Consider the following 22,185-nt stretch of genomic DNA (forward strand, 5'->3'; position numbering starts at 1 on the left):
GCGCAGGAACTACCAAGCAATCCTCGTGCCAACTTTTAGTTGTTGATTTACAAGGGTTTTTTTTGGATAGAAAGGTGTCCGGTGGGCGGACACCTGTCCATTCGATGCACCGCGGACACTGTCCGGACGCCTGCTGCGGGCGCATGTGACTTCCCACGCCGGCCTGGGACGGCTGCCCGGATGGCGAATCGGGGCAAACACCCCCAGTGACTGGCGACCGATTCCTGCCATTGCGTGCGCACGCTAGGATCGGGGTTCACCTATGTGACCAAGGATCCGGATATGTCTCTCGCCCTTCGCCCGCGCGCTGCGCTGCTGGCCGTCGCCCTCAGCACCGCCCTGGGCACGCTTGTGCCTTCCCATGCGTTGGCGGCAAAGCCGGCCGCACCGGCCAGGGTCGATATCCCGTATGAGCAGTTCACCCTGCCCAACGGCCTGCGCGTGATCGTGCATACCGATCGCAAGGCGCCGATCGTCGCGGTCAACGTCTGGTATCACGTCGGCAGCAAGGACGAACCGGCCGGCCGCACCGGCTTCGCGCACCTGTTCGAACACCTGATGTTCCAGGGCAGCGAAAACCACAGCGGCGAATTCTTCGAGCCGTTCAAGCAGGTGGGTGCCACCAACCAGAACGGCACCACCAATACCGACCGCACCAATTACTTCGAGAACGTGCCGACCACCGCGCTGGACATGGCGCTGTGGATGGAATCGGACCGCATGGGCCACCTGGTCGGCGCGATCGACCAGGCGGCGCTGGACGAGCAGCGCGGCGTGGTGCAGAACGAGAAGCGCCAGGGCGAAAACCAGCCCTACGGGCAGGCCTGGGACCAGCTCAACAAGGCGATGTACCCGGTGGGCCACCCGTACCACCACGGCGTGATCGGTTCGATGAACGATCTGAACGCCGCGTCGCTGGATGACGTGAAAACCTGGTTCCGCACCTGGTACGGCCCGAACAATGCGGTGCTGGTGCTGGCCGGTGACATCGACCTGGCCACCGCCAAGGAAAAGGTCGGCAAGTACTTCGGCAGCATTCCGGCCGGCCCGACCATGGCGCAGCCGGCGGTGAACGTGGCCAAGCGCACTGCCGATACCCGCGAGACGATGACCGACAAGGTGCCGCAGGCGCGCATCTACCGCGCCTGGAACGTGCCGCAGGTCGGCACCACCGAGGTCGATCAGCTGCAGCTGTTCGCGCAGGTGCTGGGCGGTGCCAAGTCCTCGCGCCTGAGCCAGCGCCTGCAGCACCAGGACAAGCTGGTGGACAGCATCGCGTCGGGCCTGTCGACCTCGCAGCTGGGTTCGAACTTCGTGATCATGGCGACGGTCAAGCAGGGCCAGGACCCGGCCAAGGTCGAGAAGATCATCGACGAGGAACTGGACCGGCTGATCAAGCAGGGCCCGACCGCGGCCGAGCTGGAGCGCGCCAAGACCGGTGCCCGCGCCGGTTTCATCCGCGGCATTGAGCGCATCGGTGGTTTCGGCGGCAAGGCCGACGCACTGGCCGAGTGCGCGGTGTTCACCGGCGACCCGGGCTGCTTCCGCACCTCGCTGGCCAACATCGAGAAGGCCAGTGCCGCTGATCTGAGCCGGCTCGGCGCGCAGTGGCTGGACAAGGGCAGCCACACCCTGGTGATCGCACCGGGTGAACGTGTGGCACTGAAGGAAGACCCGAGCCAGGCGCCGAAGCCGTTCAATGTGCCTGCAGTGGACCCGAAGTACAGCACCCTGCCGGAGCAGGTCGACCGCAAGGCCGGCGTACCGCAGACCCGCGAGTTCCCGCAGTTGAAGTTCCCGGCGCTGCAGCGCGCCACGCTGAAGAACGGCACGCAGGTGATCCTGGCCGAGCGCCATGAGATTCCGGTGGTGCAGTTCAGCTACCAGTTCCCGGGCGGCTTCAGTGCCGACCAGGGCCGCAAGCCGGGCACCGCCAACTTCACCATGAGCCTGATGACCGAGGGTGCGGGCAAGCTCGGTTCGTTGGCCTTTGCCGATGCCGCCGACGCGCTGGGCGCGAGCCTGGACGCCTCGGCCGGCCTGGATTCGATGAGCGTGGACCTGTCGGCGCTGAAGGAAAACCTGGCGCCGTCGCTGGCGCTGTACCGCGACCTGCTGCGCGAGCCGCGCTTCGAACAGGGCGAGATCGACCGGGTCAAGGCGAGCTGGATCGCCGGCATCCAGCAGGAGAAGGTCAACCCGGGTGCGGTGGCGATGCGCGTGCTGCCGCCGCTGCTGTACGGCAAGGGCCACCCGTATGCCATTCCGTTCACCGGCAGCGGTGACGAAGCGGCGATCAACGGCCTGACCCGCGAAGACCTGGTCGACTTCCACCATGACTGGCTGCGCCCGCAGAACGGCACCCTGATCGTGGTCGGTGACACCACCCTGGCCGAGATCGTGCCGCTGCTGGACAAGCAGCTGGGCGACTGGAAGGCCAGTGGCGACGCTCCGCAGGTGAAGGCGGCCACCGACGTCGCGCTGCCGAAGGGTCCGCGCGTGTTCCTGATCGATCAGCCGGGCGCGGTGCAGGCCAACCTGTTCGCCGGCCAGGTGGTGGCGCCCTCCAGCGCTGCCAGCTCGACCCGCTTCGACATCGCCAACGGCGTGATCGGCGGCGACTTCACCTCGCGCCTGAACATGAACCTGCGTGAAGACAAGCACTGGTCGTACGGTGCACGCAGCAGCGCGGTCAACTCGGTGGGCCAGCGTCCGTGGATGGCCAGCGCGCCGGTGCAGATCGACAAGACCGGGCCGGCGATGGCGGAAATGCGCAAGGAAATCGCCGCGTTTGCCGATGGCAGCAAGCCGGCCACCGCCGACGAGGTGAACCGCATCCGCAACATCCAGACCCTGAGCCTGCCGGGTGCTTACGAGACCGCCAGCGCGGTGGCATCGACCATCGGCTCGATCGTGCAATTCAAGCGCCCGGACGATTACGTGCTGCGTCGCAAGGCCGAGATCGAAGCGATGACCCCGGCGCAGGTGCAGCAGGCCGCCGCCGAGATCAAGCCGCAGGCGCTGACCTGGGTGGTGGTGGGTGACCTCAAGCAGACCGAAGCGGCCGTGCGCGCGCTGAACCTGGGCGAGGTGACCGTGATCGATGCCGAAGGCAACCCGGTCAAGAAATAAGGGACGTGCCTGCCCGCCACGGCGGGCAGGTCTCCCGTGGTAGCGCCGGGCCATGCCCGGCGGCCTTCCAGCGGCCAGCCATGCCGAGCTGTGCGCTCGCCGGGCATGGCCCGGCGCTACCTGGGCTCCGCCCCGGCTACCCCCGATTCAGGCTGTTCAGGCAGAATCCCCCCATACCCTTCCAGGATCTGCCCATGCGCGTTCTGCTGCTTTCCTCCCTGCTGCTCACCGTCACCGCCTGTACCTGGGTGCCGATCGAACCGGCCGGCAAGGCGACCCGCGTGCTGCCGGCAGGCCCGGTTCCGGCCGGCTGCATTGCCAAGGGCGAGGTGGTGGTGACCGTGAAGAGCAAGGTCGGTTTCTACAACCGCAACCCGCTGCGCGTGCAGGAAGAGCTGGAAACCTTGGCCCGCAACGAGGCTCCGAGTGCCGGCGCCAATGCCGTGCAGGCCGCCGCGGCCCCCGCCGATGGCAGCCAGCGCTTTGCTGCGTTCCAGTGCCCGCCGCGCTGAACGCTTCACCATACGGGCAAGGCTGAATTCGTAAAGATGCGGTGAAGGCCCCGGGGGTTATAGAATAGCGCCCCCTTTTGCCTGAGCCTTGGCGCTAACCTCGATGCTCTTCAAGAATGTCTCGATCGCCGGCCTGGCACACGTCGACGCGCCGCACACGCTGACGACCAAGGAAATCAACGAGCGGCTGCAGCCGACGTTGGACCGCCTGGGTATCCGCACCGACGTGCTCGGCGACATCGCCGGCATCCACGCCCGCCGCCTGTGGGATAACGGCGTGCTGGCGTCCGACGCTGCCACCATGGCGGGCCGCAAGGCGCTGGAAGACGCAGGCATCAATGCGACGCAGGTCGGCCTGCTGGTCAATACCTCGGTCAGCCGCGACTACCTGGAACCGTCCACCGCTTCCATCGTGTCGGGCAACCTCGGCGTCAGCGACGAGTGCATGACCTTCGACGTCGCCAATGCCTGCCTGGCCTTCATCAACGGCATGGATATCGCCGCGCGCATGATCGAGCGCGGTGATATCGACTACGCGTTGGTGGTGGACGGTGAGACCGCCAACCTGGTGTACGAGAAGACCCTGGAGCGCATGACCGCCCCGGACGTCACCGCCGACGACTTCCGCAACGAACTGGCCGCGCTGACCACCGGTTCGGGTGCCGCGGCGATGGTGATGGCGCGCTCGGAGCTGGTGCCGGACGCGCCGCGCTACAAGGGCGGCGTGACCCGTTCGGCCACCGAGTGGAACCAGCTGTGCCTGGGCAACCTGGACCGCATGGTCACCGACACCCGCCTGTTGCTGATCGAAGGCATCAAGCTGGCGCAGAAGACCTTCAGCGCCGCCAAGATCGCCCTGGGCTGGGCCGTGGAAGAGCTGGACCAGTTCGTGATCCACCAGGTCAGCCAGCCGCACACCGCCGCGTTCATCAAGAACTTCGGCATCGACCCGAAGAAGGTCATGACCATCTTCGGCGAGCACGGCAACATCGGCCCGGCCTCGGTGCCGATCGTGCTGAGCAAGCTCAAGCAGCTGGGCAAGCTGAAGAAGGGCGATCGCATCGCGCTTCTGGGCATCGGCTCGGGCCTGAACTGTTCGATGGCTGAAGTGGTCTGGTAAGCAGCCCGCTGCCTGACTCCCTGTAGAGCCGAGCCCACGCTCGGCTCACGCGCACAGCGCGGTTCTTCCGCGGCCTGACCGGAGAGCCGCCGAGCATGGCTCGGCGCTACACCGCGCCGCGATTCTTCCAAGGTGCTCCGCATGCGCGATCTTCCCGGTTACCCCGCCCACCCGCAGCGCTTCGAGGTCCGCCCCGGCCTGTCGATGAACTATCTCGACGAAGGCCCGCGCGACGGCGAGGTGGTGGTGATGGTGCACGGCAACCCGTCGTGGAGCTATTACTGGCGCACGCTGGTGGCAGGCCTGTCGGACACGTACCGCTGCATCGTGCCGGACCACATCGGCATGGGCCTGTCGGACAAGCCGGACGACAGCCGCTACGAGTACACGCTGCAGTCGCGTGTGGACGATCTTGATGCGCTGCTCAAGCACCTGGGCATCACCGGCCCGGTGACCCTGGCCGTGCACGACTGGGGCGGCATGATCGGCTTCGGATGGGCGCTGTCGCACCACGAGCAGGTGAAGCGCCTGGTGGTGCTCAACACCGCTGCCTTCCCGATGCCGGCGGCGAAGAAGATGCCGTGGCAGATCGCGCTGGGGCGCCACTGGAAGATCGGCGAGTGGATCATCCGCACCTTCAACGCCTTCTCGTCCGGTGCCTCGTGGCTGGGCGTGGAGCGGAAGATGCCGGCCGATGTGCGCCGCGCCTATGTGTCGCCGTACAACAGCTACGCCAACCGCATCAGCACCATCCGCTTCATGCAGGACATCCCGCTGTCGCCGGCCGACAAGGCGTGGTCGCTGCTGGAGCGTGCCGGCAAGGCGCTGCCGTCGTTCGCCGACCGCCCGGCCTTCCTCGGCTGGGGCCTGCGCGACTTCGTGTTCGACCATCATTTCCTGAAGGGCTTCCAGGCCGCGCTGCCGCGGGCCCAGGTGCATGCCTTCGAGGATGCCGGGCATTACGTGCTGGAAGACAAGCACGAGGTGCTGGTGCCGGAGATCCGCGCGTTCCTGGACAAGAACCCGCTGTAACCGGATGCGGGGTCGGATCCCTCTCGCAGAGAGGGCTCTGACCCCATCTGAGACGGAACCCTTCGGTAGCGCCGGGCCATGCCCGGCGTTGTCGTACATGGGGTCAGAGCCGTTTCCGTGCCGGAAACGGATCCGACCCCGCCGGTCACGCGGCGACCGGCGCCTGCGGCGGCGAAGACGGGCTGTTGCCGTTGTCGTCCGGATGGTCGTCGTCATTGTCCGCGTCATCGCGCCAGCGCCAGTCGGCCAGCGTCAACGGATCCAGGCCGTAGGCAATGCGCGCCTTGTCGCACTGCGGGCTGGCCTTGCCGTACTCCCACGATGCATCCACCTCGCGGCACACGCTGGGCCGGTTGGGGTGGATGGTGCAGCGTGAATACACGCCGATCTGCGCATCCAGCGCCACGCAGCGCACTGGCTTGGAATGGGTGCCGCGCATGCACAGGCGATGCGGGTCGAGCACCTCGGTCAGCTGGTGCGGTACGCCGCCGGGGGTGACCTCGTCCGATTCCATCCAGTGGAAGGCCACGCGGTACTGGGTGCAGCAGGCGCCGCAGGTCATGCAGGGATGTTGCATGGGCAAGCCGCCTCGGGCGGCAGTCGGAATCAGTAACGAGGGTGCGGATTTTCCACGAAGTGGGCCGCCGCGCAAGAAATTCCGTAAGCGGCGACAATGAACGGATGAACCGACCCTGCAATATTGCCGCCCGCTTGCCTGAACTGGCGCGTGAACGGCCCGACCAGATCGCCATCCGCTGCCCTGGCCGCCGTGGCGCCGGCAACGGCATGGCCGCTTACGACGTGACCCTGGACTACCGACAGCTGGACGCCCGCAGCGACGCCATGGCCGCTGGCCTGACCGGTTACGGGATCGGCCGTGGGGTGCGCACGGTGGTGATGGTGCGGCCGTCGCCAGAGTTCTTCCTGCTGATGTTTGCCCTGTTCAAGCTGGGCGCGGTGCCGGTGCTGGTCGACCCGGGCATCGACAAGCGCGCGCTGAAGCAGTGCCTGGACGAGGCGCAGCCAGAGGCCTTCATCGGCATTCCGCTGGCGCATGTGGCGCGGCTGGTGCTGCGCTGGGCACCGTCGGCGACCCGCCTGGTGACCGTCGGCCGCCGCCTCGGCTGGGGCGGGACCACGCTGGCCGCGCTGGAGCGCGCAGGTGCCAGCGGTGGGCCGATGCTGGCCGCCACTGACGGCGAGGACATGGCCGCGATCCTGTTCACCAGCGGCTCCACCGGCGTGCCCAAGGGCGTGGTCTACCGCCATCGCCACTTCGTCGGCCAGATCCAGCTGCTGGGCAGCGCCTTCGGCATGGAAGCGGGCGGGGTGGACCTGCCGACCTTCCCGCCGTTCGCCCTGTTCGATCCTGCGCTGGGCCTGACCTCGGTCATCCCGGACATGGACCCTACCCGGCCGGCGCAGGCCGACCCGGCGCGCCTGCACGACGCCATCCAGCGTTTCGGGGTGACCCAGCTGTTCGGCTCGCCGGCGCTGATGCGGGTGCTGGCGAAGCATGGTCAGCCGCTGCCGACGGTGACCCGGGTGACCTCGGCGGGTGCGCCGGTGCCGCCGGACGTGGTCGCCACCATCCGTAGCCTGCTGCCGGCCGACGCGCAGTTCTGGACGCCGTATGGCGCCACCGAGTGCCTGCCGGTGGCCGTGGTCGAAGGCCGTGAGCTGGAGCGTACGCGCGCCGCCACCGAGACCGGTGCCGGTACCTGCGTGGGCAATGTGGTTGAACCAAATGAAGTGCGCATCATCGCCATCGACGACGCGCCGCTGCCGGACTGGTCGCAGGCGCGCGTGTTGTCCACCGGCGAGGTGGGCGAGATCACCGTGGCCGGGCCGACCGCCACCGACAGTTACTTCAACCGCCCGCAGGCGACGGCGGCAGCGAAGATCCGCGAGACGCTGGCCGATGGCAGCACGCGCGTGGTCCATCGCATGGGTGACGTCGGTTACTTCGATGCGCAGGGCCGCCTGTGGTTCTGCGGACGCAAGACGCAGCGCGTGGAGACAGCGCGCGGACCGCTGTACACCGAACAGGTCGAGCCGGTGTTCAACACCGTCGCAGGCGTGGCGCGCACCGCGCTGGTCGGCGTCGGCGTGGCCGGTGCGCAGGTGCCGGTGCTGTGCGTGGAACTGCTGCGCGGCCAGTCCGACAGCCCGGCGCTTCAGGAAGCGCTGCGCGCGCAGGCCGCTGCACGGGTGCCCGAGGCCGGCCTGCAGCACTTCCTGGTGCATCCATCATTCCCCGTCGATATCCGTCACAACGCCAAGATCGGCCGCGAGAAGCTCGCCGTCTGGGCCAGCGCCGAACTGGAGAAGCGCGCATGAAGATCCTGGTCACCGGTGGTGGTGGTTTCCTTGGCCAGGCGCTGTGCCGCGGTCTGGTCGAGCGTGGCCACCAGGTGCTGGCGTTCAACCGCAGCCATTACCCGGAACTGCAGGCGATGGGCGTGGGCCAGATCCGTGGCGACCTGGCCGATGCGCAGGCGGTGCTGCACGCGGTGGCCGGCGTCGACGCGGTATTCCACAACGGTGCCAAGGCCGGCGCCTGGGGCAGCTATGACAGCTACCACCAGGCCAACGTGGTCGGCACCGACAATGTGATCGCCGCCTGCCGTGCGCATGGCATCAGCCGGCTGGTCTATACCTCCACGCCCAGCGTGACGCACCGTGCCACCCACCCGGTGGAAGGCCTCGGCGCCGACGAAGTGCCGTACGGCGAGGACTTCCAGGCCCCGTATGCGGCGACCAAGGCGATTGCCGAACAGCGCGTGCTGGCCGCCAATGACGCCGTGCTGGCCACGGTGGCGCTGCGCCCGCGCCTGATCTGGGGCCCGGGTGACCAGCAGCTGGTGCCACGCCTGGCCGAACGTGCACGGCAGGGCCGGCTGCGCCTGGTGGGCGATGGCAACAACAAGGTCGATACCACCTACATCGACAACGCCGCGCTCGCGCACTTCCTCGCTTTCGAGGCATTGGCGCCGGGTGCCGCGTGTGCGGGCAAGGCCTACTTCATTTCCAACGGCGAACCGCTGCCGATGCGCGAGCTGGTCAACAAGTTGCTGGCCGCTGTTGGTGCACCGACGGTGGACAAGGCGATCAGCTTCAAGACCGCTTATCGCATTGGCGCCATCTGCGAGCGCCTGTGGCCGCTGCTGCGCCTGCGCGGCGAACCGCCGTTGACCCGCTTCCTGGCCGAGCAGCTGTGCACGCCGCACTGGTACAGCATGGAACCGGCGCGCCGCGACTTCGGCTACGTGCCGCAGGTCAGCATCGAGGAAGGGCTGCGCAGGCTGAAGGCTTCATCTGCCGCATAGATCGCCATCACTGGTTGCACACCGCCAGATCGGGAGGATGGACCTACGCCATCCAACGGCCCGGACATCTGCGAGGAGCGCCATGCTGCATTACGCCGTCATATTTTTCGTCATCGCCATCATCGCCGCCGTGCTCGGCTTCTCCGGCATCGCTGGTGCTGCCAGCAACATCGCCTGGATCCTGTTCGTGATCTTCCTGGTGCTGGCGGTGATCTCGATGTTCCGCAAGCGCGGATAGCAGACCGCAGGGCAGGATCGGCCGCTGGCCGGCACTGTTCTTTCCGGTGGGTGCCGACCGTTGGTCGGCACCCACCACTGTAGAGTCGAGCCATGCTCGACTGCCTTTCATGAGTCGAGCATGGCTCGACTCTACAAGGCGCTGTGCAATCCGCGATCGGCCGCATGGCGCTCCAGCGCCAGCTCGATCAACCGCGTGATCAGGGTGGTGTAGTCCACGCCGCTGGCGCCCCAGAGCTTCGGATACATGCTGATGCGGGTGAAGCCCGGCAGCGTGTTGATCTCGTTGATGATGATCTCGCCATGGGCCGTGAGGAACACATCGACCCGCGCCATGCCCGCGCATTCCAGCGCCTGGTAGGCCTGCAGCGCGATCTGCTGGATGCGTGCCTGGGTAGCGGCATCGATGTCGGCCGGCACCACCACGTCAGCGCCATTGGCATTGATGTACTTGGTGTCGTAGGCGTAGAACTCGTCGTGCACCACCACCTCGCCGCATACGCTGGCCTGCGGCTGCTCATTGCCCAGCACCGCGCATTCGATCTCGCGGCCGACGATGGCCGATTCCACCAGCACCTTGTGGTCATGCCGCAGCGCCAGTTCCAGCGCATCGGCGAAGCCCGCGGCATCCTTGACCTTGCTCACGCCCACCGACGAACCCTGGTTGGCAGGCTTCACGAACAACGGCAGGCCGAGCTGGGCGATCACCGCATCGACATCGACCGCTGCGGCCTGATGACGGCGGATGCACAACCACGGTGCCACCCGCAGGCCGGCATCGCGCAGCAGGCGCTTGGCCACGTCCTTGTCCATCGCTGCGGCCGAACCCAGCACCGGTGAACCGACGAAGGGCAGGTTGACCATGCGCAGCAGGCCTTGCAGCGCACCGTCCTCGCCCAGTGGCCCGTGCACGATCGGCAGCACCACATCGATCTGGCCGAGCGCTGCGGCCGCATCGGAAGGGCGCAGCTGCGCCTGTTCGGCGCCGGGATGCACCGCCAGCGACGCGCCGGACCGATGCAGCGCGATGCGCGACGGATCATCGGCATTGATCAGGAACGTCTCCGGCTGGCTCAGGTGCCACTGGCCCTGCTTGTCGATGCCGACCAGCACCGGCTCGAAGCGCTCGCGGTCGAGCGCGTCGAGGATGTTCTTCGCCGACTGCAGTGAAACTTCGTGCTCGGAAGACTTGCCACCGAAGATGATGCCGACCCGGGTCCGTGCCATGGCGAATGCGATGTCCTGTGCGTTGCGTGGCCGTACAGCATGAACCTTCCGTTGCCGCCCAGGTGAGGCGCGGATGAACCAACCATCCATCCACGCATGGCGTGGATCTACCGTCCTCATGGCCCATCAACAGGGGTCAGAGCCCGTTGCGCAGCAACGGGATCCGACCCTACAGACGGCAGGAACCTGTCGAAGGCGGGGTGGGTCCGGTTGCGGGGGCGTGAGCCGCATGGATGCGGCGACCGAGCTTACAGGGACGTACTTGCAGCGGCCCCCGCAACCGGACCCACCCCGTCAACCCACGGAATGCCGGTTGTTGCTGTTGCTTCGGCTATTGCTGTTGCCGTTGCCTCTGCCGTTGCCTCTGCGGGTGCCGGGCGGCAGCCCGGCCCAAGCCCCCCACCCACGCAGGTAGAATGCGCACATGGCTCTCTCCCTGCTCAAGTCCCTCAAGCCGGTCGCTGGCCGCGCCCTGCAGATCGCCCTGAACCGCGCACTGGCGCTGGATCAGGATACCCGCTATGCATTGGTCAGCCTCGACGGCCGGCATATCGACCTGACCCTGGAAGCGCCTTCGCTGGCCATGCGCATCAGCGTCGACGGCGATGCACTGCGGGTCGGCCCGGTGGACGCGCAGGAGGCCGACCTGGCCGTGCGCAGCAGCCTGGCCGGCGTGCTCGCTCAACTGCCGCTGCTGGCCAACGCGCGGCGCGGTGACAACAACGGCAAGGGCCGTGTGCGCGTGGCCGGCGATGCCGAGCTGGCGCGTCGCCTGCAGCAGCTGGCCAAGGGCTTCGACCCGGACTGGCAGCAGCCCTTCGTCAGCGTGTTCGGCGAAGTGCTGGGCGTGCAGGTCGCCAACACCCTGCGCAGCGCCCTGCAGCATGCACGCCAGGGTGCCATCGACCTGGCCCACAGCGCTGCCGAGTTCATCACCGAGGAATCGCGCGACGTGGTGCCACGTGCGGAGCTGGATGCCTTCCACGACGACGTGGATGTGCTGCGCGATGACGTGGAGCGCCTTGGTGCACGCGTACAGCGGCTGCGGGGTGCCGCATGAAGGCCGTGCTGCGGGCAAGCCGCATTGGCCGGGTGATCCTGCGTTACCGTCTCGACGACCTGTTGCAGGGCACGCCGGCCGAGCGCTGGCTGCGCCTGGCCAAGCCGTTCGTGCCGCGCGCCTCGGCCAGTATCGCTTCGCAGTCGCGTGGCGCCCGCCTGCGTCTGGCGCTGCAGGACCTCGGCCCGATCTTCGTCAAGTTTGGCCAGATCCTGTCCACGCGCCGCGACCTGGTGCCGCCGGACGTGGCCAACGAGCTGACCCTGCTGCAGGACCGGGTCAAGCCGTTCGATGGCGAGACCGCGCGCCGCATCGTCGAGGACGCGCTCGGCCTGCCGGTCAGCGAAGCGTTCGCCAGCTTTGATACCGAACCACTGGCCTCGGCCTCGATCGCGCAGGTCCACGCGGCCACGCTGGCCGATGGCCGCCAGGTGGTGGTCAAGGTGCTGCGTCCGGGCATCGAGAAGCAGATCGACGCCGACATTGCGCTGCTCAACTCGCTGGCCGCGCTGGTCGAGCGCACCCACCCACGCGCCGACAAGATCCGCCCGCGCGAAGTGGTGGCCGAAGTCGAGAACACCCTGGCCGCCGAACTGGACCTGCAGCGCGAGGGCGCCAATGCCAGCGTGCTGCGTCGTTTCTGGGAGAACAGCGACGACCTGTACGTGCCGGAAGTGATCTGGAGCCACACCGCCGAGCGCGCACTGACGCTGGAGCGGGTGTGGGGCATTCCGTCCGACGACATCGCCGCGCTGGACAAGGCCGGCATCGACCGAAAGGCGCTGGCCGCCAAGGGTGTGCGGGTGTTCTACACCCAGGTGTTCCGCGACAACTTCTTCCATGCCGATGCACACGCCGGCAACATCTGGGTCGACACCGATCCGGCGCGCCGAGCCAATCCGCGCTTCATCGCGCTGGACTTCGGCATCATGGGCCAGCTCTCGCAGGAAGATCAGTACTACCTGGCCGAGAACTTCATGGCCATCTTCAACCGGGATTACCGTCGCATCGCCGAACTGCACGTGCAGGCACGCTGGATGCCCGACCACGTACGCATCGACGATCTGGAAGCGGCGGTGCGCTCGGTATGCGAGCCGTACTTCACCCGGCCGCTGTCGCAGATTTCGCTGGCCGAAGTGCTGATGAAGCTGTTCCGCGTGGCGCAGCGTTACCAGCTGACGTTGCAGCCGCAGCTGATCCTGCTGCAGAAGACCCTGCTGAACATCGAGGGCGTCGGCCGCCAGCTGGACCCGCAGATCGATATCTGGGCGGTGGCCAAGCCGGTACTGGCGAAGATCCTGCGCGAGCGCTACAGCCCGCGCCGGGTGGTACGCGAGATCGGCAAGCGCCTGCCGGAGATCATGACCCACGCGCCGGACATGCCGCGCCTGGTGCACGCCTGGTTGACCCAGCAGGTGGAGGGCCGCCACGAACTGGCGATGCGTTCGCGCGACCTGGTTGTGCTCGATGCCAGTCTGCAGCGCCTGCAGAAGCGCGCGGTGGGTGCGATCACCGGTGTCGGCCTGCTCGCCATTGCCGCGCTGATGTATGTGCTGCAGCCGCCGGGCTGGTACTGGGGCGACCTGCCGATGTGGAGCTGGCTGTCCGGTGTGGTAGGTGTCGTTGCGCTGGCACGCGCGTGGTGGCGCTGACCCCAGCAGATTGAAGATCGGCGGCAATGTGCGCCGCCGATCGACCACAGGCTTACCAGTGGTAGCCCAGGCCCAGGTGCGACTGCACGCTCTGGAAGCTGTCCAGGCGCGTCTTGTGCCAGGTCTTGCCGACACCCACGTCCAGCACCAGGTGCTCACCCAACGGCTGGCTGCGGCGCAGGAAGGCACGCCGTGCGTCGTGCTCGCGCAGCAGCAGCGGATCGGACTCGGCGGTGTAGCCGGACGTACCGCTGCCCAGCCACAGCTGGGTCGAGCCACGGCCTTGCGCATCCTTCAGTCGCAGCGACAGTGTGGTGCCATGCCCATCCGGTCCATTGGACTGGCGGTGCCGCTCGTGGCGCAGTGAGGTGGTCACGCGCGGGAAGTAATGCGAGGCACCCACCGACCACCCGCTCACGTAGGCGCCGGCATGGTACTGGGCGTATTTGCCGCCCACGCTCAGTACGGTCTGCGGTGCCACTTTCCACAGGATGTCCTGGTTCACCTGGCGGTTGACGAACACGGGATCATCGTTGGATGCCGTGACGGCAGTGCGGGTGGACAGGCGCGGGCTCCAGCGATGGTGCAGCGAGCCCTGCACGCGGTTGCCGCTGAATCGCCTACTGCCGTAGTCACGCTCGCCATGGGCCAGCCCGAGGTGCCAGCGGCTGTCGCCATTGCGGCCGGCCACGTCCACGGTCTGTACGTCACGCTTGCCGAAGCCATCGCTGTAGTCGGCATGGTCCAGCTGCACCGTGACACGGTCGACGCCGGCGTGGGCGCTGGAAACAGCCAGCAGCAGGGCGCACGGCAGTGCGCTACGGATGATCAATCGCATGGGGTTACTCCAGGGGTTGGGAATGCAGTGACTGCAGCAGCCGGTAGCGGCCGGGCGGCAGGTTTCGTTCCACGGTGATACGTGGGCCGAACTGGCTCCCCGGCGCGACGATGCGACCGGGCAGGATGATCACGCCGACACCCAGCGCGGCACCTTCACCGATCCAGGCACCGAGCTTCTCGCGTTGGCTGTCGATGGCGGTGCCTTCGATGTGCACGCTGACGGCGGCGCCATCGAGGCGGTGGTTGCTGGTGCGCACCAGAGCGCCGAGATAGACCCGGTCATCGATACGACTGTCGGCGATGAAGCATTGCGGACCGACGCTGACCTGGCTGCCCAACCGCGCGTTCTTCAGTTCACTGGCAAAGCCGATGCGCGTGCCGTCACCGATGCACAGCGGGCCGCGCAGCAGCGCGTTGTTGCCGATCAGGCAGTCGCGGCCGATCGACACAGGACCCTGGACATGGGCGCCGTCGCAGATGCGACTGCCGGCACCGATCCGTACGGCCCCCTGCAGGGTGGCCCGTGGCGAGACCCGTGCGCTGGGGTCAGTGCGGGGCGCCAGTGTCGACAGCGCCTCTGCCATGGCGTCGAGGTCATTCCACCACATGCGGGTACCTCGTCGGTTTGTCGCGCACCGGCTCACGGCCGGTGAAAAGTCCCGCCAGGCCGTGCAGCAGCCAGATCGCGTAGGCGAGCAGTACATACAGCATCGAGAAGGCCGCCGCCGGCACCAGCCACGCGCGTCGGTGGTGGACGGCGCTGATCACTGCCAGCAGCATGACGATGCCGACCCAGAACAGGGGCATCACCGACAGTACAAGGCCACCGGGTCCGTGCAGCCGGGCCGCGCCGAACCATACCTGCAGCGACAGGACGATGCCGGCCAGGGCGAGCAGCATCATCGGCAGGATGCTGAAAAGGCCGAAGCGGGTCAGCAACAGGCGCCGATGCAGGCGCATGCATACCGCATAGCCGACGATCCAGCGTCGCCATCGCCGCCACTCCTCCACCAGCGTGTTGCATTCCTGCGGGTAGACCACGCAGCGGACGCTCTGGCGAACCCGATAGCCCTGCGCAACCAGTGACCAGGACATGTCCAGGTCTTCCACGCAGGTGCGATCGGAAAACCCGACCTTGCGCAGCACCGAAGTGCGGAACAGGCCACACGAACCGGAGACGATGAACGGTGCGCCGCCCAGCCATTGCTGGAAGCTGCGCTTGATCACGATCATCGGCAGTTTCAGGCTGGCGCGCACATGGGGGAGGAAGCCGGCACCTTGCAGACTGGAAGAAGGGATGCCGCCAACTGCATCGGCGCCGCGTTCGATCTCGTCCAGCAGATGGCCCAGGCCATGGCTGCGTGGATCGATATAGGTATCTGCATCGGTCAGGAACACCTGCTTGGCGGTCGCGTGCTGCAGCCCGTGCATCAGTGCACCGCCCTTGCCGGTGTTGGCCTGGTGCACGGCCACCAGACGCCCGGGCCAGCGTACCTGCAGCGCATCAAGCACTTGAGCCGTGTTGTCGGTGGAACCATCGTTGACGCAGATCACCCGCGCCACGTAGGGGTTTTCCAACAGGCTGGCCAGCGAGCGCTCCAGGCACGGGGCTTCGTTGTAGGCCGGCACGATCGCGTCGATGCTGTACAGGCGGGTGCTGGGCCGGCGCGAGACCTGCACGCAGATGCGCACCAGGATGAAGGCGCACATGGCCAGGAACAACAGTGTCTTCATCACAGCACCAACCGGTATGGCAGGAAACCCTCGCTGGGCCCGATGCCGATCTGCTGACCACGGAACTGCGCATGGCAGCGGAGGTGGCTTTCCTGCATGTAATGGCGATCGCCCTGGCTGGCATGCTCGCGCAGCGCGTGGATCTTCAGCTCCAGCTGCGCGCTGATGTCCTCGAACACCTGTGGCGCGAACTGCGGCAGGGTGCTGGGGCTCTCATAACAGAGGATCTGCGGAATGTGGCGGCAGGCGATGATCGACGCTTCGTGGACGGTGCGATGGTCCTGGTGATGATCCTCGCCACACATCGTGTAGACGCGGCCTGGTCCGTTCACGGCGCAGGCCTGTTCGATCGACGCGATGATGTCGTTGCGGCAGGCGGGGAATCGCGTGTCGGGGAAATCCTTCTGGATCACCTCGGCCACCCCGAGTCGGCGCAGCGCGCGATGCGATTCCTCGCTGCGATCGATGCCGGCGTGGCAGCCGCGGCCGCCGCGGCTGAGTACCAGTGCATGGATGCGTGAGCCGGCGCGGGCGAGCTTTGCCAGGCTGCCACCGCAACCGAGTTCGATGTCATCTGGATGGGCGCCGATTGCCAGAATGTTCAATGTCATGGCTGTGTCCTAGCGGAAGCCGGGTTCGCGGCGGCCAGGCATGCTGCCCCCGCGTGAAGGAGGCGGGAACTATCTCAGCGTGAAAATGCAGCGGCTCTAGGATTAGTACGAAATTCGGGATTCGGGTAAGAATGGACGCTGCCTCATGGCGAGCTCAGTGGGAAAATGGCTCTGGAACTGTCGGAACTGAAGAATGAACTGGCCCGGCTTGGTGCCGAAAACGACGCCCGTGAAGTCGAACGCGGCCGCCGCATGCTCAACATCACACCGGATACGGGCGAATTCCTGGCGGTGCTGGTGCGTTTCGGCGCAGCGCGGCGGGTGCTGGAGGTCGGCACCTCCAACGGCTATTCCACGCTGTGGCTGGCTGAGGCCGCCGCCGCCATCGACGGCCACGTGACCACGCTGGAGTTCGCCGGGGACAAGGTGGCGATGGCACGTGCGAACTTTGCACGCAGCGGTCTGGGCGAGCACATCACGCTGGTGCACGGCGATGCCGGGCAGTGGTTGGCTCAGGCTGGTGAGGACAGCATCGATCTGCTGTTCCTCGATTCGGACCGCGGGCAGTACGCCGGCTGGTGGCCGCAGCTGCGTCGCGTGCTGCGCCCGGGCGGCCTGCTGGTGGTGGACAACGCCACCTCGCACGCGGAAGAGATGGAACCGCTGCGGGCGCTGCTGGAGGCTGATCCGGACTTCAGCACCAGCCTGGTGCCGGTGGGCAATGGTGAACTGCTGGCCGTGCGCAACGGCTGATTGCCGTGCCGCCCCGCATCGGGGTCAGAACCCTTTTCCGAAGGAAAAGGGTTCTGACCCCGATCTGCGATAATCCCGCGGTGAGCACCGAACCCGAGACCCTCGCCGCGGTCGAGACCGACACCGCGCCCCTGCAGCTGCTGAACCTGGATGAACGCCTGGCCGTGGTCAACAAGCCTGCCGGGCTGATGGTCCACGACAGCAAGCTGGCCCGTGGCGAAGACGATTTCCTGGCCGACCGCCTGCGCGAGCAGCTGGGCCGCCCGATCTTCCTGGTCCACCGGCTGGACCGGGCCACCAGTGGCTGCCTGCTGCTGGCCTTCGACCGCGATACCGCCAGTGCGTTGGGCAAGGCCCTGATGGGCGGCGAGGTGTTGAAGGACTACCTGACCGTCTGCCGCGGCTGGCCGGCCGAACTGTCCTGGCGGGTCGACCACGACCTCGACGGTGGCCCGGGCAAGCCGGTGAAGAAGCCGGCGATCACCGATTTCCAGCGCCTGGCCATCGGCGAGCTGCCGGTGCCGGTCGGCGAGTTCACCAGCTCACGGTACGCGCTGCTGCGCTGCCAGCCACAGACCGGGCGCTTCCGGCAGATCCGCCGGCACCTCAAGCACCTGTCACATCACATGATCGGCGACACCAGCCACGGTGATGGCCGCCACAACCGCATCTTCCGCATGCAGGGCGTGCACCGCATGCTGCTGCACGCCGAGCGCCTGCGTTTCCCGCATCCTGATGGTGGCGTGGTCGATGTACGTGCGCCGCTGGACCATGGGTTCCAGAAGGCGCTGGACCTGTTCGGCTGGCAGGTGGACGACGCCTGATGCTGCTGCGGTAAGCCGAGCGTGGGCTCGGCTCTACAGCCAGCGGCCGGGCGTGGCCCGGCGCACCCCGTTATTTCTTTTCCGGCTCGTTGACGATCGCTTCCAGGTCCTTCTGCAGGTCTGCGAACAGCGGCTGCATGCGCGCCTGGATCGCTACCATCACGTTCTGCATCAGCGCCGGGGTCTTGTCCAGCAGGCTCTGGCCGGCCGCGCTCTCATAGAACTCGGCCATCGCCAGCACGTCTTCCTTGCTGAAGGTTTTCTTGTACAGGTCCACGTACATCGGCCGCAGCTGCTGCCACGACAGGGCCTGGCGCAGGGTCTGGCTGGTCCGTGCCTGGATCCGCTTGAGCTGTTCCTGCTGCTGGGCGTTGAGCTGGCGCTGCGCGGCCACCTGCTGGAACTGCTGCTGCTGCATCGCCTCGATCTGCGGCAGCATGGTGTCGATCATGCTCTGCGCGCGCGAGGCCGAGAGCAGGCGGTTGATGTCGCCGTCGGTCGGCGGTGCGGCCAGGGCCGGGACACTGGCCACGGCCAGCGCCAGCAACAGGGCAGCGCGGCGCAGCAGGGATGGCAGGGCGGGTGCGGAGCGGGTCATGCGAAGCTTCCTGCGGTACATGGGATGGCCAGCATACCCGCAGCCAAGGCGAAGGCGGCGTGTTCGGTACCTGATCGGCGGCATACGGCGCGCGATGCGCACTCCGACACGTGGCTGCCGCTACAATGCGCGGATGGGCAGTGGACCGGTCACCATCAGCGCGCAGCTTGAAATCCCCGACGGCGAGATCGTCGAGCGGTTCGTGCGCGCCAGCGGTGCCGGTGGCCAGAACGTCAACAAGGTCTCCACCGCGGTGGAACTGCGTTTCGATGTGGCCAACTCGCCCTCGTTGCCCGACCCGTTGCGCGAGCGCCTGCTGGCGCGGCGTGACCGGCGCATGACCGGCGAAGGCGTGCTGGTCATCGACGCGCAACGTTTCCGCACCCAGGATCGCAATCGCGAGGATGCGCGCGAGCGGCTGGCGGCCTTCATCCAGGCCGGGCTGAGCGTGCCCAAACCGCGCAAGGCCACCAAGCCGACCCTCGGGTCGAAACTGCGTCGTCTGGACGCCAAACGCGGGCGCGCGCAGATCAAGCGCGGGCGCTCATCACGTGACTGGGAGTGATTGCTTGAACAAGCCGACTTCGTTGCTGCCGGCCGTGCCGCCGCAGATGCCACAGGTCAAACCCAACGCCTTCCTGCGCTGGCTGGCGCGCTGCACCCTGCGCATGGGCGGCTGGAAGGTGACCGGCACCCTGCCTGACATCCCGCGGCTGGTGTTCATCATCGCCCCGCACTCCTCCAACTGGGACGGCCTGTGGGGCATGGCGGCCAAGATCGCGCTGGGCATGAAGGTGAAGGTGCTGGGCAAGGCCTCGTTGTTCTGGTGGCCGCTGGGGCCGCTGCTGCACAAGCTGGGCGTGATCCCGCTGGATCGCAGCTCGCCGCAGGGCACGGTCGGGCAGGCGGTGGATCTGCTGTGCAACAACGAGAAGATGTGGTTCGCCATCACGCCCGAGGGCACCCGCAAGGCGGTGAAGGACTGGAAGGCCGGCTTCCTGAAGATCGCCCGGATGGCCGACGTACCGATCCTGGCCGCGTATTTCCACTATCCGGAAAAGACCATCGGCATCGGCCCGCTGTTCACGCCCAGCGGCGATGACGCCGCCGACATGGCCGCCATCCGCGAGTTCTACCGGCCGTGGATCGGCAAGACCCGCGGCACGGTCTGAGCCGGCCACAGGCCGCCGCATAGACGCCACGTCCGGCACATGCCGGGCGAGCGCGACAGGAGTAGGGTGGAGGGCTGGTATTCCATACCATCTGCCCAAGGAGCGTTTTACATGTCGCGTACCGTAGTCCTGGCCGCCGCCATCAGCCTGGCGCTGGCGGCCTGTTCCGGCAAGGAGTCCACCCCCGTGTCCGATGCCCAGAAAGCCCCGGCCCAGCAGCCGGCCGAAGCCTCCACCAATCCGCTGCTGAGCGCCAGCACGCTGCCGTTCCAGGCGCCGCAGTTCGACAAGATCAAGGACAGCGACTACCTGCCGGCCTTCGAGGAAGGCATGCGCCAGCACCTGGCCGACGTGCGCAAGATCGCCGACAGTAGTGAGCCGGCCACCTTCGACAACACCATCGTGGCGATGGAGCGCAGCGGCGAGACGCTGACCCGCGTGTCGCGCATCTTCTTCGGCCTGGTCCAGGCCGATACCAACGACGCGCGCCAGAAGATCCAGGAAGAAGTGGCGCCGAAGCTGGCTGCGCACCAGGACGAGATCAATCTCGACCCGAAGCTGTTCGCTCGCGTGAAGTCGATCTATGACCAGCGCGACACGCTGGAACTGGATCCGGTGCAGAAGCGCCTGGTCGAGCATTACTACGACGGCCTGGTGCGTGCGGGTGCGCAGCTGTCCGACGCCGACAAGGCCTCGCTGCGCAAGCTCAACGTGGAAGAGACCACCCTCTCCACCCAGTTCCACACCCGTCTGGTGGCGGCGACCGCCGCTGCGGCCGTGGTTATCGACGACAAGGCAAAGCTGGCCGGCCTGGACGAGGACGCGATCAACAATGCTGCGGCCGCCGCCAAGGACCGCAAGCTGGATGGCAAGTTCCTGCTGCCGCTGCAGAACACCACCCAGCAGCCGGTGCTCGGCTCGCTGAGCGACCGCGACCAGCGCGCCGCTGTGCTGAAGGCCTCGGAAACCCGCGCCGAGCGCGGCGATGCCAACGACACCCGGCAGACCGTGCAGCGCCTGGCCCAGCTGCGTGCGCAGAAGGCCAAGCTGCTTGGCTTCGACACCTTCGCCGACTACCAGCTGGGCGACCAGATGGCCAAGACCCCGGCCGCCGCGCTGAAGCTGCTGACCGACACCGTGCCGGCCGCCACTGCCAAGGCCCGTGCCGAAGCCGGCGAGATCCAGAAGGTGATCGACGCGCAGAAGGGCGGCTTCCAGGTCGCCGCCTCGGACTGGGACTTCTACGCCGAGCAGGTGCGCAAGGCCAAGTACGATCTGGACGAGTCGCAGGTCAAGCCGTACTTCGAACTGGACAACGTGCTGCAGAACGGCGTCTTCTACGCCGCCACCCAGCTGTACGGCATCACCTTCAAGCCGCGCACCGACATTCCGACCTACAACCCGGACATGAAGGTGTACGAAGTGTTCGACAAGGACGGCACCTCGCTGGCCCTGTTCTACACCGACTACTTCAAGCGTGACAGCAAGTCCGGTGGCGCCTGGATGGACGTGTTCGTCGAACAGGACGGCCTGACCGGTGCCAAGCCGGTGGTCTACAACGTCTGCAACTTCACCAAGCCGGCCGCCGGCCAGCCTGCGCTGATCAGCTTCGACGACGTCACCACCATGTTCCATGAGTTCGGCCACGCACTGCATGGCATGTTCTCGAACGTGAAGTACCCGTCGATCGCCGGCACCGCCACCTCGCGCGACTTCGTCGAGTTCCCGTCGCAGTTCAACGAGCACTGGGCACTGGACCCGAAGGTGTTCGCCAACTACGCCAAGCACTACAAGACCGGCGAGGCGATGCCGCAGGAACTGGTCGACAAGATCCTCAAGGCACGCAGCTTCAACCAGGGCTATGCGACCACCGAGTACCTGTCGGCCGCACTGCTGGACCTGGCCTGGCACACGCAGAAGGCCGACGCGCCGCTGCAGGATGTCGGTGCCTTTGAAGCCAGCGCGCTGAAGAAGTTCAAGGTCGATCTGCCGCAGGTGCCGCCGCGTTACCGCACCACCTACTTCGACCACATCTGGGGTGGCGGTTACTCGGCCGGCTACTACGCCTACTTCTGGGCCGAAGTGCTGGATCATGACGCCTACCAGTGGTTCACCGAACACGGTGGCCTGACGGCGGCCAACGGCCAGGAATTCCGCGACAAGATCCTCTCGCGCGGCAACAGCGTGGAGCTGTCGACCCTGTACCGCGATTTCCGCGGCAAGGACCCGTCGGTGGAACCGCTGCTGAAGTTCCGCGGGCTGAAGTAAGAAACAAAAAACGGCGGGGGAAACCCCGCCGTTTTTCTTTCTGTAGAGCCGAGCCCGTGCTCGGCTGATGTTTCCTGGAAAGGC

General features: G+C 66.9%; 21 protein-coding genes. 14 read left to right on the forward strand and 7 right to left on the reverse strand.

All coding sequences use genetic code 11. From position 1 onward, the window contains the following. Window positions 1–282: 282 nt before the first annotated feature. The 4 genes from AASM09_RS00895 to AASM09_RS00910 all read left to right on the forward strand — a co-directional run bounded on the left by AASM09_RS00895 (window position 283) and on the right by AASM09_RS00910 (window position 5,796). Window positions 283–3,132 (forward strand): M16 family metallopeptidase, encoded by a 2,850-nt coding sequence (locus AASM09_RS00895; RefSeq protein ID WP_049429809.1) that lies wholly within the window; start codon window positions 283–285, stop codon window positions 3,130–3,132. A gap of 194 nt (window positions 3,133–3,326) precedes the next feature. Next, complete coding sequence (locus AASM09_RS00900) at window positions 3,327–3,644, forward strand: DUF4156 domain-containing protein (RefSeq protein WP_005407628.1); 318 nt, start codon at window positions 3,327–3,329, stop codon at window positions 3,642–3,644. Window positions 3,645–3,747: 103 nt separating this feature from the next. Next, window positions 3,748–4,764 carry a 3-oxoacyl-ACP synthase III gene (locus AASM09_RS00905; RefSeq protein ID WP_049429808.1) on the forward strand — a complete coding sequence of 339 codons (1,017 nt, stop codon included), beginning with the start codon at window positions 3,748–3,750 and terminating at the stop codon, window positions 4,762–4,764. A 141-nt stretch (window positions 4,765–4,905) separates the two neighbouring features. Beyond that, on the forward strand, window positions 4,906–5,796 hold the full coding sequence (locus tag AASM09_RS00910; RefSeq protein WP_049429807.1) for an alpha/beta fold hydrolase: 891 nt from the start codon (window positions 4,906–4,908) through the stop codon (window positions 5,794–5,796). 145 nt (window positions 5,797–5,941) lie between these two features. Here the strand turns inward: AASM09_RS00910 and AASM09_RS00915 are convergent, their stop codons facing one another. After that, window positions 5,942–6,373, reverse strand: a complete 432-nt coding sequence (locus AASM09_RS00915) for a YkgJ family cysteine cluster protein (protein ID WP_029380125.1) — start codon at window positions 6,371–6,373, stop codon at window positions 5,942–5,944. A 104-nt stretch (window positions 6,374–6,477) separates the two neighbouring features. On the opposite strand from AASM09_RS00915, the gene oleC reads away from it, so the two are divergent. The 3 genes from oleC to AASM09_RS00930 all read left to right on the forward strand — a co-directional run bounded on the left by oleC (window position 6,478) and on the right by AASM09_RS00930 (window position 9,363). After that, window positions 6,478–8,136: an olefin beta-lactone synthetase gene (gene oleC, locus AASM09_RS00920; protein ID WP_049429806.1), complete on the forward strand. Its 1,659-nt coding sequence runs from the start codon at window positions 6,478–6,480 to the stop codon at window positions 8,134–8,136. Further along, window positions 8,133–9,125, forward strand: a complete 993-nt coding sequence (gene oleD / locus AASM09_RS00925) for a 2-alkyl-3-oxoalkanoate reductase (protein ID WP_049429805.1) — start codon at window positions 8,133–8,135, stop codon at window positions 9,123–9,125. The genes oleC and oleD overlap by 4 nt, the downstream gene beginning before the upstream one ends. An 82-nt stretch (window positions 9,126–9,207) precedes the next feature. Continuing rightward, window positions 9,208–9,363: a DUF1328 domain-containing protein gene (locus AASM09_RS00930; protein WP_049429804.1), complete on the forward strand. Its 156-nt coding sequence runs from the start codon at window positions 9,208–9,210 to the stop codon at window positions 9,361–9,363. Between the two features lie 131 nt (window positions 9,364–9,494). Here AASM09_RS00930 and ddlA read toward each other — a convergent pair whose 3' ends face one another. Further along, complete coding sequence (gene ddlA / locus AASM09_RS00935; RefSeq protein WP_049429803.1) at window positions 9,495–10,589, reverse strand: D-alanine--D-alanine ligase; 1,095 nt, start codon at window positions 10,587–10,589, stop codon at window positions 9,495–9,497. Between the two features lie 424 nt (window positions 10,590–11,013). On the opposite strand from ddlA, the gene AASM09_RS00940 reads away from it, so the two are divergent. Together AASM09_RS00940 and ubiB are read left to right on the forward strand one after the other, a co-directional pair. Beyond that, window positions 11,014–11,649, forward strand: a complete 636-nt coding sequence (locus AASM09_RS00940; protein ID WP_049429802.1) for a ubiquinone biosynthesis accessory factor UbiJ — start codon at window positions 11,014–11,016, stop codon at window positions 11,647–11,649. Continuing rightward, window positions 11,646–13,301 (forward strand): ubiquinone biosynthesis regulatory protein kinase UbiB, encoded by a 1,656-nt coding sequence (ubiB, locus tag AASM09_RS00945; RefSeq protein WP_049429801.1) that lies wholly within the window; start codon window positions 11,646–11,648, stop codon window positions 13,299–13,301. The genes AASM09_RS00940 and ubiB overlap by 4 nt, the downstream gene beginning before the upstream one ends. 52 nt (window positions 13,302–13,353) lie before the next feature. Here the strand turns inward: ubiB and AASM09_RS00950 are convergent, their stop codons facing one another. Genes AASM09_RS00950 through AASM09_RS00965 form a run of 4 tightly spaced genes read right to left on the reverse strand, consistent with a single transcriptional unit; the run spans window position 13,354 to window position 16,486 of the window. Beyond that, a complete protein-coding gene (locus tag AASM09_RS00950) occupies window positions 13,354–14,139 on the reverse strand; it encodes a YaiO family outer membrane beta-barrel protein (RefSeq protein ID WP_049429800.1) in 786 nt (261 codons plus the stop codon). Window positions 14,140–14,143: 4 nt separating this feature from the next. After that, a complete protein-coding gene (locus AASM09_RS00955) occupies window positions 14,144–14,749 on the reverse strand; it encodes an acetyltransferase (protein WP_049429799.1) in 606 nt (201 codons plus the stop codon). After that, complete coding sequence (locus AASM09_RS00960) at window positions 14,736–15,875, reverse strand: glycosyltransferase (protein WP_049429798.1); 1,140 nt, start codon at window positions 15,873–15,875, stop codon at window positions 14,736–14,738. Before AASM09_RS00960 ends, AASM09_RS00955 begins: the two co-directional genes overlap by 14 nt. Then, window positions 15,875–16,486, reverse strand: a complete 612-nt coding sequence (locus AASM09_RS00965) for a PIG-L deacetylase family protein (protein ID WP_049429797.1) — start codon at window positions 16,484–16,486, stop codon at window positions 15,875–15,877. The genes AASM09_RS00960 and AASM09_RS00965 overlap by 1 nt, the downstream gene beginning before the upstream one ends. Before the next feature lie 165 nt (window positions 16,487–16,651). Between AASM09_RS00965 and AASM09_RS00970 the strand changes: the two genes are divergently transcribed. Further along, window positions 16,652–17,239: an O-methyltransferase gene (locus tag AASM09_RS00970; RefSeq protein ID WP_049429796.1), complete on the forward strand. Its 588-nt coding sequence runs from the start codon at window positions 16,652–16,654 to the stop codon at window positions 17,237–17,239. 80 nt (window positions 17,240–17,319) lie between these two features. Further along, the gene (locus AASM09_RS00975; protein ID WP_049429795.1) at window positions 17,320–18,063 is read left to right on the forward strand and encodes a pseudouridine synthase; all 744 of its coding nucleotides are present in this window, start codon (window positions 17,320–17,322) and stop codon (window positions 18,061–18,063) included. 70 nt (window positions 18,064–18,133) lie between these two features. Here the strand turns inward: AASM09_RS00975 and AASM09_RS00980 are convergent, their stop codons facing one another. After that, window positions 18,134–18,661, reverse strand: coding sequence for a DUF2059 domain-containing protein (locus AASM09_RS00980; RefSeq protein WP_005407643.1), 528 nt, complete (start codon window positions 18,659–18,661; stop codon window positions 18,134–18,136). Between the two features lie 133 nt (window positions 18,662–18,794). On the opposite strand from AASM09_RS00980, the gene arfB reads away from it, so the two are divergent. From arfB to dcp, 3 genes are all read left to right on the forward strand, one after another. Then, window positions 18,795–19,226: an alternative ribosome rescue aminoacyl-tRNA hydrolase ArfB gene (gene arfB / locus AASM09_RS00985; protein ID WP_049429794.1), complete on the forward strand. Its 432-nt coding sequence runs from the start codon at window positions 18,795–18,797 to the stop codon at window positions 19,224–19,226. 46 nt (window positions 19,227–19,272) lie between these two features. After that, window positions 19,273–19,833 carry a lysophospholipid acyltransferase family protein gene (locus tag AASM09_RS00990; protein WP_238378715.1) on the forward strand — a complete coding sequence of 187 codons (561 nt, stop codon included), beginning with the start codon at window positions 19,273–19,275 and terminating at the stop codon, window positions 19,831–19,833. A gap of 111 nt (window positions 19,834–19,944) precedes the next feature. Further along, window positions 19,945–22,101, forward strand: coding sequence for a peptidyl-dipeptidase Dcp (gene dcp / locus AASM09_RS00995; RefSeq protein WP_049429792.1), 2,157 nt, complete (start codon window positions 19,945–19,947; stop codon window positions 22,099–22,101). Window positions 22,102–22,185 lie beyond the last annotated feature (84 nt).

It is taken from the genome of Stenotrophomonas maltophilia (assembly GCF_039555535.1).
GTDB classification, from domain to species: Bacteria; Pseudomonadota; Gammaproteobacteria; order Xanthomonadales; family Xanthomonadaceae; genus Stenotrophomonas; species Stenotrophomonas maltophilia_Q.

Coding starts and splice junctions, on each gene's coding strand:
- AASM09_RS00950 (WP_049429800.1), bottom strand. CDS start 14,139: ATGCGATTGATCATCCGTAGCGCACTGCCGTGCGCCCTGCTGCTGGCT.
- oleC (WP_049429806.1), top strand. CDS start 6,478: ATGAACCGACCCTGCAATATTGCCGCCCGCTTGCCTGAACTGGCGCGT.
- AASM09_RS00980 (WP_005407643.1), bottom strand. CDS start 18,661: ATGACCCGCTCCGCACCCGCCCTGCCATCCCTGCTGCGCCGCGCTGCC.
- ubiB (WP_049429801.1), top strand. CDS start 11,646: ATGAAGGCCGTGCTGCGGGCAAGCCGCATTGGCCGGGTGATCCTGCGT.
- AASM09_RS00900 (WP_005407628.1), top strand. CDS start 3,327: ATGCGCGTTCTGCTGCTTTCCTCCCTGCTGCTCACCGTCACCGCCTGT.
- arfB (WP_049429794.1), top strand. CDS start 18,795: ATGGGCAGTGGACCGGTCACCATCAGCGCGCAGCTTGAAATCCCCGAC.
- ddlA (WP_049429803.1), bottom strand. CDS start 10,589: ATGGCACGGACCCGGGTCGGCATCATCTTCGGTGGCAAGTCTTCCGAG.
- oleD (WP_049429805.1), top strand. CDS start 8,133: ATGAAGATCCTGGTCACCGGTGGTGGTGGTTTCCTTGGCCAGGCGCTG.
- AASM09_RS00905 (WP_049429808.1), top strand. CDS start 3,748: ATGCTCTTCAAGAATGTCTCGATCGCCGGCCTGGCACACGTCGACGCG.
- AASM09_RS00910 (WP_049429807.1), top strand. CDS start 4,906: ATGCGCGATCTTCCCGGTTACCCCGCCCACCCGCAGCGCTTCGAGGTC.
- AASM09_RS00895 (WP_049429809.1), top strand. CDS start 283: ATGTCTCTCGCCCTTCGCCCGCGCGCTGCGCTGCTGGCCGTCGCCCTC.
- AASM09_RS00965 (WP_049429797.1), bottom strand. CDS start 16,486: ATGACATTGAACATTCTGGCAATCGGCGCCCATCCAGATGACATCGAA.
- AASM09_RS00960 (WP_049429798.1), bottom strand. CDS start 15,875: ATGAAGACACTGTTGTTCCTGGCCATGTGCGCCTTCATCCTGGTGCGC.
- AASM09_RS00990 (WP_238378715.1), top strand. CDS start 19,273: ATGCCACAGGTCAAACCCAACGCCTTCCTGCGCTGGCTGGCGCGCTGC.
- AASM09_RS00940 (WP_049429802.1), top strand. CDS start 11,014: ATGGCTCTCTCCCTGCTCAAGTCCCTCAAGCCGGTCGCTGGCCGCGCC.
- AASM09_RS00915 (WP_029380125.1), bottom strand. CDS start 6,373: ATGCAACATCCCTGCATGACCTGCGGCGCCTGCTGCACCCAGTACCGC.
- AASM09_RS00930 (WP_049429804.1), top strand. CDS start 9,208: ATGCTGCATTACGCCGTCATATTTTTCGTCATCGCCATCATCGCCGCC.
- AASM09_RS00955 (WP_049429799.1), bottom strand. CDS start 14,749: ATGTGGTGGAATGACCTCGACGCCATGGCAGAGGCGCTGTCGACACTG.
- AASM09_RS00970 (WP_049429796.1), top strand. CDS start 16,652: ATGGCTCTGGAACTGTCGGAACTGAAGAATGAACTGGCCCGGCTTGGT.
- dcp (WP_049429792.1), top strand. CDS start 19,945: ATGTCGCGTACCGTAGTCCTGGCCGCCGCCATCAGCCTGGCGCTGGCG.